We start from the raw sequence: 15382 nt of genomic DNA on the forward strand, positions 1-15382 counted from the left end.
TGGTGGCGTCACTGCGCCGTGTCGGGGTGTGGATCGGGGCGGGCCGCGGGGGGCGGGCTGCCCGCCCCGATGCCGAGGTCACACGACCTCCATCCTTCACAGGCGTCGCCGCTGGGTGCGGCGTTACGTCCTACCGGCCCACTCCGGCCGCCCCCGCGGCTGGTTACGCAGCCTGCTCGGGGATGACGGGGGCCGGTGGAGGCGGTGCGGGCTGCGGCGTGGCGACCTCGCCGGTGCGGCGCAGTTTCTGCCACTTGAGGCGGCCCCCGCTGAGCGCCGTGATCGCGGAGTGCAGCAGCACCAGGTACATGACCTGGCGGTAGAGGAACTGCTGCAGCGGCAGGGCCCATAGCGGGCGTAACGGTTCGCGGTCGAGGCGGAACGCCAGGATCGCGGTGATGATCTGGACGGTCAGGATGGCGAGCCAGGCGATGACGGTCTCGTACCGGTCGAGGAAGAACAGGCCGTAGACGGCGAAGATGTCGACGACCGGAGCGAGTAGGGGAAGGATGACGGAGAAGAGCGCGATGAACGGCACGCCGCGCCGGCCGAAGCGTCCGGACGGCCCGGTGTCGGTGAGGGCCCGGCGGTGGCGCCAGAGGGCCTGCATGGTGCCGTAGCTCCAGCGGTAGCGCTGCCGCCACAGGTCCGGCAACATGCTCGGCGCCTCGGTGCGCGCGACCGCCTTCTCCTCGTACACCACCCGCCACCCGGCGCGGTGGATGCCCATGGTGAGGTCGGTGTCCTCGGCCAGGGTGGCCCGGCTGAGGCCACCGGCAGCGAGGACGGCCTCCCGGCGGAACGCGCCGAGCGCGCCCGGGATGGTCGGCATGCAGTGCAGCGTGTCGTAGAGCCGCCGGTCCAGGCTGAACCCGATGACGTACTCGATGTGCTGCCAGCGGCCCAGCAGCCGCCGCCGGTTGCCCACCTTCACGTTGCCGGCCACCGCGCCGACGCGGGGGTCGGCGAACGGCTGCACGAGGCGGTGGATCGCGTCGGGGTCGACCACCGTGTCGGCGTCGACCATGACGAGCAGGTCGTTGCGGGCCAGCGCTACTCCCGCGTTCAGTGCGGCGGCCTTCCCACCGCCGGGGATGCGGGCCACCCGCACGTTAGCCAGCCTCAGCCGCTCCACCGCCTCCGCGGTGCCGTCGTCGGACTCGTCGTCGACGACCAGCACCTCGATCCCGGGATGGGTGCCGGAGGCCAGGGAACGGACCGCTGCCGCGATCGTCGTCCGCTCGTTGTAGGCCGGCACGATGATCGTGACCGGGTCGGTCACCTCGCCGCCCCAGGACCAGGTGGGGGCCCGGCGGTGGCGAGCGTGCCGGAGCGCGTACCCGAACAGCAGCAGCGTGCGGGCCAGGGTGAGCAGGCCGACCACGATGAGCAGCAACCACAGCAGGCGCACCGTGGCATCGGCGGCCCGCACCCCCCACACCAGCAGTGCACCGCGGATCTCGTCGGCGGTGCCCAGCCGCGCGGTGCTGCCGAACTGCCCGCCCAGCCCCTGTGAGACGGTGGTGAACCGGTAGCCCCGGGCCTGCATCTGCGGGATGAAGCGGTCCAGGGCGGCGATGGTCTGGGACCGGTCGCCGCCGCTGTCGTGCATCAGGACGACGGCTCCCCGATCACCTTCCGGGGTGGCGTTACGAACGATCGCGTCCGGGCCGGGACGGGCCCAGTCCTGGCTGTCGGTGTCGTTGAACACCGACACGTACCCCCACGTGCCGGTCTCCTGCACCACCCGCCAACTGTCGTCGTCCAGGGCGTCAACGCCGCTGGAGTACGGCAGTCGGGCGAGGCCGGTGGTGACGCCGGTGGTGTAAGCGATCGCCGCCTGAGTCTGTGAATATTCCAGCTTTCGCCGCCAGGGCGGCAGGTCTGTCATCTCGGGGTGGGTGAAGGTGTGGATGCCCAGCTCATGGCCCTCCCGGGTCATCCGCTTCGCCAGGTCGGGGTACCGGCTGATCTGTGAGCCCACGACGAAGAAGGTCGCCGGCGCGTGATGGCGGCTCAGCACGTCGAGCATCTTCGGCGTCCACACCGGGTCCGGTCCGTCGTCGAAGGTCAGCGCGATCGTGCTCGCCGGCATCCGCCGCGCGACCACGTGCCCGCTGCGCGGGTCGACCACCGTGCCCGCGTCGCGCACCGCCGCTGGCACCGCGCCCGCTCCGGCCGGGCCGCCGGCGCGATGGTCGGGCGTGAAACGAGCGTTGGCGTACGCGCCGACGGCGAGCAGATTGAGCAGAATGAACGTCGCTACGGCGGCCAGGATCCAGCGACGCCGGCTGCGCCGCCGCCGCCGTGCCTGCGCCAGGGGGGCTCGGGGCGGCGGCGCTGTGTCATCGGTGGCCGGTACGCGCCGGCCTCCACGCCAGACGCCCATCAGGCCGACGACCCGAGCACGTCCACGCCCTGCATCACCCAGAACGCGAGGATCAGCGCGAGAGCGAGCACGACCAGGGCGTACGTGACCATCCGCAACCGGCGACCGCGACGCCCCGAGCCGTCTACGAAGATCGCAGCGGTCACATCCGGCGGCTGTAGCAGCTCGGTGTGGGGGTCGGCAGGTTCAGCGGCGGTCGACGGTTCCGCCGCAGGGACAGGGTCAGGCCCGGCGACCGGAGCCGGATTGCGCCGGTTGATCGGCACCCGGGCAACCACGCGGACCCGGGCGAAGGCGCGGGTTGGCCGCGCTCGTTCGACATGACCCTCGTTCATCTCTCCCACGGCGGGAAGAACTACCCTTGTTTGTTGATCACGAATCGCTGACCTGCGAAGATCCTGTTTCTCGTCCACCGGTGACAAGCGGTCGGCCGGCGGCGGGACCCGGGTCGCGCGGACGCGGTGAAGGCCGCCGGGCCTATCCGGCGGCCTTCACCCCTCAGCTCCTGAGCAGTGGGTGTCGATGCTCAGCCGAGCAGCGACAGGATCCGGTTGAGCAGGGCGACGATGCCGTTCAGGCCCCCGCCGCCGCCGGTGTTGTCGAGCAGGCCTGCGACCGCGCAGAGCAGGTTGCCGAGGAGGTTGCCCGGCCCCTGCTGGGCGGTGATGTCCAGCACGATCTCGTCGAGGTGGACCACGAGGCCGAGCAGGTTGAGATCCAGCGGCCCGAGGTTGAGGTGCAGGATGTCGCACGTGCCGGCGGCCTGCAGCGGCACGGTGACCTGCTGCGTTACGGTGCCGAGCGTCGTACCCAGCGAGTTGGTGAGAGTGCCGGTGAGCGTGCCGACGGCGGCAAGCTGACCGTTCTGGTTGATGAATCGGGTGGGCGTGAACGTTCCGGCGAAGGCGCCGGTGCCGCCCAGGGCGTCGGTGAAGCTGCCCGTGACCGGTGTGGCCACCGTCGAGGCGGCGGGTGCGACGGCCGGAGCCTGCTGCGCCACCGGGGCGGCCTGAGCCACGCCCGTGCTGCCGAGGACGAGACCCGCCGCGGCGGCGAGCGCAGCGGCGGTGGTTCCGAGGCGTGCTACACGCATGTGCTGTTCCTTCCTCTCGGTTGCTCTTGCGTCGTAGCTCCTACCCCTATCGAGCAGGGCAAACCTTTTGAGAACAATTCACATTGGAGTGGTTGCATGCCTCGTCGAGGCCGCATGAGCGGCACAAAGAAACGGCTCATCGGTCACAGGTCGCCGACATCCGGGCGCGAAAGGGCATCAGCCGGGGTGGGCTGGCGCGCCGCATTGGTATTACTTGGAACCGGCCGAGAGGAAGGTGGCCATGTACCGGATCATGGGCCCGTGCGGCTCGCCGTAGTCGAGAATGACGTCCGGGGAGCCGCCAGGTAGCGCAGGCGCCTCACCTGGCGCCCGGCGGTTGACCCTCACGAGGGCGTTCACGCGCACACCGCGATCAGTGCCCGTGACCAGTCCGCTCGTGATGACGACAACAGTCGAACCATCCGCTTCCGGGTCCAGCGGCAACTCGCCTGGGACTGACGGGTCCGGAGTTGCTGCCATGCACCGGTGACTATTTCCCGCGCGATGGTGGCAAGTCGATCGCCGGCGGCCATGATCAGTGCATCTTCCGGCTCCATTTACGATCGACGATTCCTAGGGCATCGGGTAACGCCGCTCACCCTCGCCCCCGACCTGCTAGCCAACCCATGCCGCCGACCGTACAGGCAAGCCCCGGCCATCCCAGCCAGCCACCGCGTCGCAGGCCAGAGATCATCGTCATGGCTGCCATCTCAACGAAAGGGCAGGCTCGTGCCGAGAAGCCGCTGCGCCAGCAGCTTCCCCGCGTCATGGTTGAGTAGCGCCTGTCGCTAACGGTTAGAGAAACTGGATCACCGGTCGGCGGCCGCTGCGAGCAGGAGGTTTTGGTGGGACTGCACTACGTCAAGGCGCTCCTGATGTGCAAGCGTGCGGGGACGTTGCTGAGGTTCTGCCTTCCCGTCGACGAAGAGGTGCCGGTCGGGTTCCGCTGCCAGCCAAGCGACCCCCGGGAGGGCGCTGAGGAGTTGCCGGCGCTGTGTGGGTCGTGTCGCCTTCTCGCCTTGGACTCGCAGCGGTTGCAGGCGCAGGTCGTAGGGCAGGTGTCGGAGGGTTGGGCTAGGCATGAGCGGGTTGGCGCGGTGGTGGTCGGCTGCTGACGGCGAGCGCCCGACCCGACATGGCAGCTACGCGGCCGGGATCGACGCGTGAAGGTCTCTATCCGGGTGGCTCGTGCTCGGCATGCGGCCGTTCTTGGTCGATATGCGGGTAGTGCAGCCAAGCTTTTGCCACGCTGTCCGGAATTCTGCCTCGTCACGATCAGTCCACCTCGCTACAACGATCGGCCGGTAGGGGCAGCGCACTCTGACGAGCCCCAGGCGGAAGGCGTGTGCGGTGCCGCGACACGCCGGTTCGTTGACGGAGGAGACCGCCGCTTCGAAGCCGTCGACTGGGCGCCGCTTCTCGGCGACGTCCGGCGTCGCCTTGAACAGAGGGCCTGGCCTCGACAACGCTGACGGGATCGCCTCGTAGACCAGCGCCTGACCTTGCCAGTCTGCGACAGGCGTGCGGGAATGCCCGCGGCCTCACGATGGCAACCTCGGCGGTGACCAGTTCGAGCGCGCGCGCCACCGACGCGCCGATATTGCCGATGAATGGCGACGATATCGGTGAAATTGTCAGCATCACAGCATATCTCCTGGTCTCCCTCTGCTCCGGTCGACCCCTGTGAGCCGGCCAAGCAGCCAAACCTGGCGCGGGCCGCATGAGATCGCCGTAACGCTGGCATCCCACGTAGCGCTTGGTTGGTCTGAGACCGAGTAAGTCTTCCCGCCCCGATCAGCGCCCCGCGGGGCTCACCCTGCAGCCTTGGACCTAGTCCGATGAGCTTCAGCGCTGCCGGGCGGTATGACGAGCATCCACCGATGTCATGGCTGTGAAGTTCGGCCGCACGGGCTGGAGCCGGAGTGGGAGGAGGCCTATGGTCGCGGAGCTCACGACGGCGGGGCGAGAGCGAGAAGTACTGGCAGCTGTAGCGGACGCGATCGTCATGGCCGCACAGGGCAAGGCGTTACGCGTCACGGTGACCTGCTCTCCGGCGCGCCTGCCCTTCGCCGGACATCTGGCCAGAGCCCTGCACGCTCGGGGCCGGGCTTGTCGCTGCCTGCCGCCCACGCCTGCCGGCGCGCCGTCAGGGCGTCCAGGCGCGGCTGCTCACCTCGTTGAGGACACGACGCTGAACGTGATCATCGCTGGTCCGCGCACGACTGTCAGCCAAGATGATTGCCACGTGAATATCCGCGTCATCGAGGACGGATGGGAAGCCTTCCCTGCCCCGCATTTGGATGGCTCGGTTGCCGTAAGCAAGGGCGATAGCAGCCATGGACCGGACCTCGTGGTGGACTACAGCAATCCTGACCACCCACTTGTCCGCCCTGTACCAGTCCCCGCACCACCCCCGATGCGATCGTCGGCGCGCCCGGTTGCGCAAAGGTCGGCGAATGACCGCCCCCATGGGTCAGCAGCCACACCACATCCATTGCGGAGGTGACGGCCACGAATGCAGCGTCGAGGCTCTGCTTCCCCTGGTAGGCGCGGTCGTGGCACTGGCCGTCCGTTGCCTCACCGGCCTTGAGCCGGAGCTCACGTTGCCGCAATACCGGATCCTGCAGCTGCTCGATTCGCGAGGACCACGACGCGTCAGCGAGATCGCCGCCGAGTTAGGTGTCATGAGGCCCGCCGCCTCTCGACTGTGCGACCGCCTGCAACGTCACCGGCTAGTCGAGCGGCGCAGCGGCCTCGCTGACAGGCGCGAGGTGCACTTGCACCTCACACCAGCTGGCGCCGCGCTTCTCGGCGAGATCATTAATCGCCAGCGAGCCGCCCTCAGCGACCTGGCCGCGACTCTTCCCAACCTCGACATCCGACCGCCGCATCGGCCGTAGCTCACGGACGGGCCGAACGGCCGGCGCGGTCAAGCCAGCGGTCCTGCGTCGGCTGGACCAGACCGCCCCCAGAACGGATGGTGCCGGTGCCGTGCCTGGGGAGGACGACTGAGTGCCACGATTGGTGCGCCGATCCGGCACGCTGGCGCGTTCATGGCCTGGTCGGGCTGTCGGGCTTGGGTAGGAGGGAAGCCTCGGGTACGTTGACGGCACCCCCTATTGGGGCGCACCTTCAGGCGGGTTGGTAGCGGTGTGTTAGGCGATGAGGCCCGGCTGGCCTCGGTACGGGCGACTGCGCTGGCTGCTGTACCGGACGAGGCGTTGGATCGCTTCGCACGCATGGTTGCCAAGGTCATCGGCGTTCCGGTGGCTCTGGTGTCGCTCGTTGACGACGTCCGTGAGTACTTTCCCGGCGCGACCGGGCTGGCCCAACCGTGGGCTACCACTCGTCAGACGCCGCTGGGTCATTCCTCCGGCCAATCGGTCGTCATGGCGGCCAAGCCTCTTGTGATCACGGATGCTCGCGGCGATGATCGCGTGTGCGACAGCCCCGCGATCGAGGGTCTCGGGGTCGTCGGGTACGCCGCGATGCCACTGCTCGACGACCAGGGCAATGTCATCGGCTCCTTGTGCGCGATCGACACCTCGCCTCGGACCTGGACCGACGCCGAACTCGATCTACTGGCTGACTTGGCCGCCGCCTGCTCGGCGAAATTGCGGCTACGCATCGCTAACAGCCGAGTCCGGCGTGAGCTGGAGGCCCGGGTCGCCGCCCAGACGGCGGTCGAGCAACTGTCCAACCGACTGGCGCTCGCTTTCGACCGCCGCCAAGTCCTGCTCGCCGCCAGTACGGCACTGGCCGGCACGGAGACCTTCGAGGACGTCGTCGCCGCGGTCGCCAACGTCGTCCGTGGCAATCTCGGCCCGTCCTTCGTCGGGTTACTGGTGCGAAATGAGCAGAACCTCCTTGATCTGGTCGGCCCCACCGATCTGCCGCCTGCGGTTGCCAAATGGCTACCCATCTCGCTCGACGACCCGCTGCCTGCGGCCAACGCCGTGCGCGCCGGCGAGCTCGTCTTCCTCGACGGCAGAGCATCGATCCTCGCTCGCTACCCGCACCTCGCCGACGCGATCGAAGCGGTGGGCTGGCACGCCATCGCGGCCGTCCCAGTGCCGGGCCTCCGTCAGCCCCTGGGCGCCCTGTTCTTCGCCTGGCCGCAGTCCCACCACTTTGACGTCGACGAACAGGCCCTCATCACCTCACTCGCCGGCCACGTCGCCAACGCACTACAACGGGCCAGCCACTTCCAAGACCGAGTAGATGCAGCCAGGACCTTGCAACGTGCCATGCTCAGCCACCTCCCCCGGTTCAATCATCTTGAGCTGACGGCTCGCTATCAGCCGGCGCACCACCGCGATCAGGTCGGCGGCGACTGGTACGACGCGGTCAAGATCGAGAAGGATACGCTCGCCGTCGTCATCGGGGACGTTGCCGGACACGACATCAACGCCGCGGCGCAGATGGGGCAGCTCCGTTCCATCCTGCGCGGCTACCTCATCGACCGGCAGGAACCACCGTCGGCCTTGCTCCGGCGCCTCGACAACGCCAACCATCTGCTCGGCAACCCATCGATCGCCTCAGTGATCCTGGCCTACGTCGGCGCCACGCCAGACGGCTCGCACCTCCTGCAATGGTCCAACGCCGGGCACCCCCCGCCCGTACTCATCGACTCGGACGGCAGCGTACGGGCACTGGCCGGCCGCAATCCGTTGCTCGGCGCGAGTCGCCTCGTCCGCCGCACGAACCAGCAGCAGCCGCTGTCCCCCGGTTCGACACTGGTTCTCTACACCGACGGGCTGATCGAGCGCCGGTCGGAGACGTTCGAGGAAGGTGCCGCTCGACTGCACTCGTGCCTGGCCGACCACGCACACCTTCCCCTGGACGAGCTGGTCGACACGATTGTCGCAACCGTCCCCGACCCAGCACACGAAGACGACATCGCCGTCATCGCGCTCCGCCTACCCAACTACGCACCATCGCCTCAAAGCTGGGTAGGAACGAGCTGAGGCAGGGTCGGGAGGTGCAATGACAGACCAGGATCGTTCGCCGCCGTCGCGCGGGCCGGCGCGACAGACGGCGCTGCTCTCCGCCTCCTTCACCCGTGACAACTTCGGGGCCCTTCGCCACGTCATCGCGGCGCAGGCAGCAGCAGCCGGCCTGTCCGGGGACCGGCTCGAAGATTTCGTCCTGGCCGTCAATGAACTGATCATCAATTCTGTCCGACATGGCGGCGGCCGCGGCAGTGTCCTTATACGGCCCAGAGGGCATGTCGCCCTCACCTGCGAGATACGGGACTACGGCGGCCCCAGCCAACTCCCGCGGATCCCCGACAACCCGCCCACCGGCGTTGGGGGCCGAGGACTCTGGCTGGCTCGCCGCGTCACCGACGCGCTCACCCTGCAATCGACCAACAGGGGCCTCACCGCCACCGTGACCATGGCTCTGTAGCGGCACCCTGGTCCGACAAAGTCCGGCCTACAGGCATGTGTCTGTCGCTCAAAAGGTCAGCCACTTCTCACTCGCTGATGATCTGGCGCTTCCCTCCGGCACTACTGGTCGTCTCTCTGATCAGCGTTTGGCGGCCCGCCCAGGGCCCAGACAACCCAACGGCCCGCGTGCGAGGTTCGGCACCTCTCGACCTAGACGGAGGCGGGAACCCCGGCCGCGCCTTGCTGCCTTGCTGCTGGGTGGGCAGTTTTCCGGCCCAACGACCTGCTCGGCGCTCCCATTCCTCAGCGGTGGGAGAAGCGAAGGAGCTTCGGCGAAGCCGAAGCTCCTTCAGCCGCATCCAGCCTTCTGAGCACACGTCGTATACCCGGCTCCGGAGGAATAAACTTTCGATCTTGGGTGGCTTCGCGCAGCGCTGGCTCGGGACAATGCAACGCGACGGCGCCGTCGTCGCGTGGCCGGTGGCGCTTCTGGGTACCAGGTGGCCGTGGATATGGACCTGGAACTGTGGCAGGCGTTGGCCGCGCGGCACCGGCAGTGTGAGGACGATTCGCGCCGGTGTCGCGACTGCCAGGCGTACTGGCCGTGCTCCTACCGCCTCCTGGCGGGTCGTCAGCCGCTCACGACGGTCGGAACGGGTACCTCGGTTGCCCAAAGGTCGCTCTCGACGGCCTAGGCTCGGGACGATCGGCGGGACATGCAAGGAGGGTGGCTCTCGCCAACGCCTGTACGACGGGCCCGACGCCGATCTTCGGCCGCGTCCGTCGGCCGGCTTGGCTGTACAGTCGCTGCGCCACTCCTGCTCCAGTCCAGCCAGGTCTCCGGCGAGCGGTGTGAGGACCTGCCCGGAATCCGTCGTTACGCCGAGCACGGGCCCACGCGAGCAGGAGTACGCCGGTTGGGGGCGCCAGCGCGCACAGCAGCAGTGCGGCGGCCGAGGTCAGCAGCATCACCGGGACGAATCGGCGGCGGTCCAGGACGCCGCCGAGCGGCACGAGCAGCAGCACGCAGACGGCGTACCCGACCTGCGCGGTGACGAGCCAGCCGGCCCTCGCGGTCACGGCGCCCAGGTCGCTGCCATGAAGCCGAGTAGCGGCTGCGCCCAGTACCGGTTCGCGTTGGCCGCTCCCGCCGTCAACCCGAACAGGAACGTCAGCCGACGGCCCATCTCCGACGGCGGCGCCATGCGGGGTGCTGCCTCCTGCCACGCTAAGGCGTGGGATCTGGCGAGGGCCTTTGAGCGAGCCGAGCGTGGCAGGGCCGCACCCGCCGGCTCGCCGTTCCCTTGCCCGCGCAGATGACACTGACGGTGTGAGCTCGGCAATCCGGATCCGGCTGGCGGTGCTGACCCTCTGCGTGGTGGTCGCCGCCGCGGTCGGTCTGCGGCTGGGCTGGAGGAGCGCGCGGGTGGACCCACCCTCACCACCCCCTGTCTGTCAACTCATCCGGGCTGAGGTTTTCGACCTTCTCGTACCTCGGCGCGGGCCGCTCCAGGCCGAGGGTGAGGAGCCGAGCGTCCCTGGTACTCGTTCGAACTCTGCCGAGCCGAGAGTGCGTCCAACACGGATGGGCAGCGGGCCTCGCTGTGGGTGGCCTTGGCCCGCTTCGGTCGGCACGACGGCCAGAGCCCCCGGTGCGTCGACCGTGACGGATTGCCGATGATAATTGTCAATCGGATCAACCACCCGGTCGTGCTTGGAGACGGTGCTGTCTACACCGTCGCGGGCGATCCCGCCGGCGGCCGAGTCGTCAATTTCACCACCTGCCTTGGCACCTATCTCGTCTGGGTCAGGTACGAGGTTGTGGGTTCCACGGACGCTGCTGCCGTCGAATCGGCCACCATCGTCGCCCAGGAGGTGCTCTCGTGGCTCTGATGTGGCCCCCGTGGGCAGGGGATCTCAAGAACAGCCTGCCACGCCGTACTCCCATGGCGCGGCGGGCTCTCGTCCGTGCATGGCTGTTTGCTCTGGTCGCGGTGTCGCTCGTCATCGCCGCGGGGGTTCTCGGCTGGCACCTCGCCCGGCTGGCCGCACCCACCGTCGTGCGCTGGCAGATCAACGGTATCGATGCGAGCAGCGATTCGCCGCCACGGCCGCGCCTGCCCCCGTCTCCGTTCGCGCGATGACTTCTACCCTCCGCCGTCCACGTCTCGGGCCAACCGGTCCACGCCGACACCAACGTTCTCCAGCTCGGTGGTGCACGACCCGGACAGCAACCCGGGATCTCGTCATGCCGCGGCCCGCCGTTGCAGCACAGCTGCGCCCGCCGCGCCGTGGCCACCTCGAGACAACGCCGGAACGACAGATAGACGATTCACAGCATTCATGTGAAGCGACAGCCTGCTTGAATTGCAGTAATGCTGCGGACACCAGAGGGGGCAGGTATGGCTACCACGACGGTGTTTACAAACGGCGATCTCTCAAGGGGTGAGGGCCCGAATGAGGGCCGTATCGTGCGCGTGCGTTTCGGCGACGAGTGGACGAACGCTTACCGTCGCCATGAACTTACGAGCGACGAACGCCTGGAGACAGACGGGGTAGTCATCGAGCGCGTCAGTCTCGACGGTCCCGTACTTGAGGTGGTCGGGAGAGCGGAACTCGCAGCCCGCGGGATCGCCGCAGACGAGCTGAACCGCGGCCTCAAGCGCTTTTGTGTCATGTACACCCGGGGAGCGGTCGCCCGGAGCGACGCCGACGCCGGCAAGACGCTGCTGCAGGTGGCGTTCGACGACACCGCGTCGGCAGACCGCTACGAGCGCTACGAGCTGACGGCCGACGACCTCGTGCGCACGGACGGAGCGATCGCCGAGAGCTTCGGCCCGGACGGACGGCTTATCGAGGTGATCCCCCTCGCTGAGCTCGCGCAGCGCGGCGTCGACCCGCACTTCCTGTCCACCGAAGAATTGGCAACCGGAGCAACCGGGGTAACCGGGGTAACCGCTGCCGCCACCGGCAGATGCCTTCTCGAAAGTGGAGGCTGCGGTGGCCTCCGCTGCGACCAGGACACATGCACGGGAGCCTGCACCCTGGAGACGAGCGGCTCGCTCAAGTGGTGTAAATGCAGCTGACGCGCCCTTGACGCCCAGCAGCTCAACGTCGCACCGATGTCGGGACACGAGGGGCGTGTCCGACGCTACGGGGCGCCGAGAGACGAGGATCTGGGAGGGCTCGTAGCGGCCACGCGCCAGGCGGGTGCACCCGCGTGCGGGTGGCCGTGGCCCACCGCCATGACCTCGATCTCGACCCGACCGGCACCGCCCACGTCGCCGATGTCGTCCGTCGCGATGAACTGGTGATCGCCATCGGTGACAACGCCCATGAGGAGCTGAACTAGCTGCCGCTGCTCGCCTAGCGCTTCGCCCCGCCAGCGGCTACGGGCTCTCGCCCGGGTGGAGAGACACCACCGCGACGGCCGCCCGTCGCGCTGTTCCTTCCTCACCCGCTTCCCTCGCAGCGTCACCATCATCCACCGCCGGGACACCTTCCGCGCCAGCCGAATCAGTCCGACCGCGCGCTGACCAACGACAAGATCCGCGTGACGTGGAACAGCGTGGTCGAGGAGATCCTCGGCCACGACGGCGCCGTCGCCGGAGCTCGGCTACGGGACATCCGCACCGGCGAGACCCGGGTCTTGGACGTCACCGGCGTGTTCGTCGCCATCGGCCACGACCCGCGCAGCGAACTGTTCCGCGGCGAGGTCACCCTCGACACCGACGGCCATCGGCCCACCGAACGCCACGGTCGGTCAGCCGCGCGAACATCGGACGGGCGAGCAGAACTCCGCGGTCCCGCGCCTGGCGGACGCTGGGCACCATGACGATGCCGCCGAGGTCGCTGGCACCGCCACCAGCACCACCGGCGGCCCTGCGGGTGGCCACACCGAACAGAACCCGACCGTTGACGTCGTCCGGCATGAACCGCGCCGGGCGCAGGGTGAGCCAGGTGGCCTCGGCGACCCGGGACACCTCCGCCAAGACCTGCGCCGCGGAGTTACCTCCACCGACGATCACGACCCGCTGCCCCCGGAACTGCTCCGGCGAGCTGTAGTGCACCGTGTGCAGCTGCTGGCCGGCGAACTCCTCACGGCCCGGGATGTCGGGAACGTACGGGCACTCCCACGTACCGGTGGCGGAGATGACGTACCTGGCCCGCCAGCTCCCGTCGCCGCTCTCCACCGCCAAGCGCTCCCCGGAACGCCGCACGTCATGGACCCGGACCGGCCGACGCGTCCGCAGGTCGTACCGCTGCTCGTAGGCCCGTACCTAGTCCACTACATGCCCGGCGGTCGGGAGCTCCTCGCCCTCCTGCCGAGGCATCCCCCACCCCGGCAGCGGGCTGTACTCGGCCGGAGAGAACAACCGCAACGAGTTCCAGCCATGCCGCCACGCGCCACCGGGCTGCGACTGGCCGTCGAGGATGAGGTAATCCAGTCCGGCTCGGCGCAGGTAGTAGCCCGCCGCCAAACCCGCCTGCCCGCCCCCGACGACCACCACGTCACACGACCCCGGACACGCTCCCGGCACCTCCTCCGCCCGCAGATCATCATGCCGAGTGGCCCAAGGCCCAGACACGCTGGGCCGATGCCGGCACTCGCCCATCCGGCTGGAACGGGTCAATCCGGCTCATTACCCGCGAACTGATCGCGATCGGCTCCTGGTTCCACGGTTCGGTGGTGTGGGTGGAACGATGGAGGACGTGCCAACTGCGAAAACAACTATGCCTGGGATCTCGCCGCTCGCTGGCGAGCCGATCAAGCGTGCCGACGCCGAGCGGCTCGCGGGAGTGCTGAAGGCCGTCGCCGACCCGGCCCGGCTTCGATTGCTCAGCCTGATCCAGTCCGCTCCCGAGGGCGAGGCGTCCGTCAGTGACCTCACCGCGCCGCTTGGCCTCTCCCAGCCGACCGTGAGTCATCACCTTCGGATCCTCACTGAGGCCGGCCTGCTCGAGCGCGAGAAGCGGGGCGTCTGGGCGTACTACCGGCTGGTGCCGTCCGCGATCTCGGCGATCGCCGACCTGTTGACACCGCCCCGCAAGCGGGCGACGAAGAAGGCCCGCTGAGCGGCACCCTCTGCGCTTCGGGCCAAGACCGGTGCGAGCGGTCGGAGTGAAACAGCAGCCGCGACGCGGACCGGGGCTGGGTCTGTGCGTCGGTCAGCGAGGCGTCGATCCTGTCTGACAGGCACGGCACCCATGCCAAGCTTCGGGTTGCCGTCGGCGCGGGCCCCATAGGCTTGCCCGGCCCAGGGCCTATGTCGCTCGGGACGGACCAACTTTTTAGGCGACGCTGCGTAGCCGCCGAACTGGCGTCGTCGGGCCGCTGCCCTGAAGGTTGTCCCAGCGGCGCTGGAGGGCATCCACCAACTGCTGCTGCATGGCCTCGGTGACGTGACTGTAGATTCCTCGCACTCCGCCGAGGCGGTGTCCGAGGCGGCGGGCTTGGGCGATCTCGGGAATGCCGTCTTCGATGAGCCATGTCTTGTGGGTGTGCCGCAGGTCGTGGAAATGCATGCCGGGAAGGATCGGTGGGACGCCGCGTTTCGGATCGCCGGCGACGGCGGGCGTCCAGGCACGGCGGTTGAAGTTGGACCGGCGCTGGTGGCACCCCCGTGCTCCGGCAAACACGATTTCGTACGGGTGGTCGTTGAGGTGGGCAGCGAGGAGATCCGTCAGGAAGCGCGGTAGCCGGATGCGGCGAACCGAGTCGTTGGTCTTGGGGGGCCCGAGGGACAGCTTCCCCTCGACCTCGTGCAGCGCGCCGATCTCAGGGTGCACGTAGATGCTGCCGTTGGCGAGGTCGAGGTTGGCGCGAGCGAGGCCGGCGAGTTCTCCCCATCGCATGCCCGTGTAGCGGCGGCGAGGATCATCAGCCCGTCCGCCGGCGGGCCTGGCGGGCGACGATGGCGGCGACTTGTTCGGCGGTGGCGTGGGGTGGTTCGGCGCGGATGCCTTTGGGGATGCGGATGCCGCGGCAGGGGTTGAAGGGGATTCGTCGGTCTTCCACCGCCTCTTGCAGGATCATCGACAGGACCATGATCACGTCGGTGACGGATCGGGGTGCAAGTCGCGTGCCGAGGGCGACGGCGAGGGTCTTGATGTGTTGGCGGCGGATGTCGACCAGGGGCAGCGGACCGAGGGCGAGCAGGATGTGCAGCCGCAGGTGGCTGCGGTAGGCGGCCCAGGTTGCGGGCGATGCCTGGTGGGTCTGCTCCCAGATCGGTACCCAGTCGCTGAGGGGGATGCGTCCGCCGCGCGGGTCGATGAAGGTGTCGCGGGCGACTTCCACGTCGATTTCCTTGGCGCGGATGGTGGCGTCGGCGCGGCGTTCGTGCGTGGAGTCGGTGGTGACGGTGCCGTCGGGCATGCGGAGGCGGACGCGGAACTTGATGCCGCGCTTTCCCCCTAGGGAGTGTCTTCAAAGGATCTTGGTGTCGGATGATGTAGGGCGTGGGTCGTCGCTACGAGTTGTCTGACGTCGAGTGGGAAGCGCTGTCG

15 protein-coding genes and 2 pseudogenes are annotated in these 15382 nt (G+C 68.7%); 9 read left to right on the plus strand and 8 right to left on the minus strand.

The annotated features are described in order from the left end of the window. Nucleotides 1-163 precede the first annotated feature (163 nt). The 3 genes from ABZW14_RS28525 to ABZW14_RS28535 all read right to left on the minus strand — a co-directional run bounded on the left by ABZW14_RS28525 (nt 164) and on the right by ABZW14_RS28535 (nt 3482). On the minus strand, nt 164-2389 hold the full coding sequence (locus ABZW14_RS28525) for a bifunctional polysaccharide deacetylase/glycosyltransferase family 2 protein (protein WP_355352261.1): 2226 nt from the start codon (nt 2387-2389) through the stop codon (nt 164-166). Beyond that, nucleotides 2389-2535, minus strand: coding sequence for a hypothetical protein (locus ABZW14_RS28530; RefSeq protein WP_154226546.1), 147 nt, complete (start codon nt 2533-2535; stop codon nt 2389-2391). Before ABZW14_RS28530 ends, ABZW14_RS28525 begins: the two co-directional genes overlap by 1 nt. Nucleotides 2536-2915: 380 nt before the next feature. Then, nucleotides 2916-3482 carry a hypothetical protein gene (locus tag ABZW14_RS28535; protein WP_204342172.1) on the minus strand — a complete coding sequence of 189 codons (567 nt, stop codon included), beginning with the start codon at nt 3480-3482 and terminating at the stop codon, nt 2916-2918. 2456 nt (nt 3483-5938) lie between these two features. Here ABZW14_RS28535 and ABZW14_RS28540 point away from each other — a divergent pair. The 3 genes from ABZW14_RS28540 to ABZW14_RS28550 all read left to right on the plus strand — a co-directional run bounded on the left by ABZW14_RS28540 (nt 5939) and on the right by ABZW14_RS28550 (nt 8891). Continuing rightward, a complete protein-coding gene (locus ABZW14_RS28540; RefSeq protein WP_355352265.1) occupies nt 5939-6382 on the plus strand; it encodes a MarR family transcriptional regulator in 444 nt (147 codons plus the stop codon). 252 nt (nt 6383-6634) lie between these two features. Then, a complete protein-coding gene (locus tag ABZW14_RS28545; protein WP_355352268.1) occupies nt 6635-8449 on the plus strand; it encodes a SpoIIE family protein phosphatase in 1815 nt (604 codons plus the stop codon). 19 nt (nt 8450-8468) lie between these two features. Beyond that, on the plus strand, nt 8469-8891 hold the full coding sequence (locus tag ABZW14_RS28550) for an ATP-binding protein (RefSeq protein WP_355352271.1): 423 nt from the start codon (nt 8469-8471) through the stop codon (nt 8889-8891). A 1057-nt stretch (nt 8892-9948) separates the two neighbouring features. Here ABZW14_RS28550 and ABZW14_RS28555 read toward each other — a convergent pair. Then, a complete protein-coding gene (locus ABZW14_RS28555; RefSeq protein ID WP_355352274.1) occupies nt 9949-10077 on the minus strand; it encodes a hypothetical protein in 129 nt (42 codons plus the stop codon). 472 nt (nt 10078-10549) lie between these two features. Here ABZW14_RS28555 and ABZW14_RS28560 point away from each other — a divergent pair, with 472 nt between their 5' ends. From ABZW14_RS28560 to ABZW14_RS28580, 5 genes and pseudogenes are all read left to right on the plus strand, one after another. After that, a complete protein-coding gene (locus tag ABZW14_RS28560; protein WP_355352277.1) occupies nt 10550-10765 on the plus strand; it encodes a hypothetical protein in 216 nt (71 codons plus the stop codon). Then, complete coding sequence (locus ABZW14_RS28565; RefSeq protein WP_355352280.1) at nt 10756-11016, plus strand: hypothetical protein; 261 nt, start codon at nt 10756-10758, stop codon at nt 11014-11016. The genes ABZW14_RS28560 and ABZW14_RS28565 overlap by 10 nt, the downstream gene beginning before the upstream one ends. 258 nt (nt 11017-11274) lie before the next feature. Beyond that, complete coding sequence (locus ABZW14_RS28570; protein WP_355352283.1) at nt 11275-11958, plus strand: hypothetical protein; 684 nt, start codon at nt 11275-11277, stop codon at nt 11956-11958. A gap of 134 nt (nt 11959-12092) precedes the next feature. Next, nucleotides 12093-12224 (plus strand): hypothetical protein, encoded by a 132-nt coding sequence (locus ABZW14_RS28575; protein WP_355352286.1) that lies wholly within the window; start codon nt 12093-12095, stop codon nt 12222-12224. 94 nt (nt 12225-12318) lie between these two features. Then, nucleotides 12319-12611, plus strand: a pseudogene (locus ABZW14_RS28580) (FAD-dependent oxidoreductase); the annotation flags it as partial. Here ABZW14_RS28580 and ABZW14_RS28585 read toward each other — a convergent pair. Then, a pseudogene (locus ABZW14_RS28585) lies at nt 12589-13137 on the minus strand (NAD(P)-binding domain-containing protein); the annotation flags it as partial. The pseudogenes ABZW14_RS28580 and ABZW14_RS28585 sit on opposite strands and share 23 nt — an antisense overlap. A 15-nt stretch (nt 13138-13152) precedes the next feature. Then, entirely contained in the window at nt 13153-13488 is a 336-nt protein-coding gene (locus ABZW14_RS28590) for an FAD-dependent oxidoreductase (protein WP_355352304.1), read from the minus strand. A gap of 88 nt (nt 13489-13576) precedes the next feature. Here ABZW14_RS28590 and ABZW14_RS28595 point away from each other — a divergent pair, with 88 nt between their 5' ends. Continuing rightward, nucleotides 13577-13948: a metalloregulator ArsR/SmtB family transcription factor gene (locus ABZW14_RS28595; protein ID WP_355352289.1), complete on the plus strand. Its 372-nt coding sequence runs from the start codon at nt 13577-13579 to the stop codon at nt 13946-13948. A gap of 216 nt (nt 13949-14164) precedes the next feature. Here ABZW14_RS28595 and ABZW14_RS28600 read toward each other — a convergent pair whose 3' ends face one another. Both ABZW14_RS28600 and ABZW14_RS28605 read right to left on the minus strand, forming a co-directional pair. Next, nucleotides 14165-14728 carry a tyrosine-type recombinase/integrase gene (locus ABZW14_RS28600; protein WP_355352292.1) on the minus strand — a complete coding sequence of 188 codons (564 nt, stop codon included), beginning with the start codon at nt 14726-14728 and terminating at the stop codon, nt 14165-14167. Between the two features lie 25 nt (nt 14729-14753). After that, nucleotides 14754-15251, minus strand: coding sequence for a hypothetical protein (locus ABZW14_RS28605; protein WP_355352295.1), 498 nt, complete (start codon nt 15249-15251; stop codon nt 14754-14756). Nucleotides 15252-15382 lie beyond the last annotated feature (131 nt).

Source organism: Micromonospora sp. NPDC004551, from assembly GCF_040609975.1.
In the GTDB taxonomy this organism is placed as follows: domain Bacteria; phylum Actinomycetota; class Actinomycetes; order Mycobacteriales; family Micromonosporaceae; genus Micromonospora.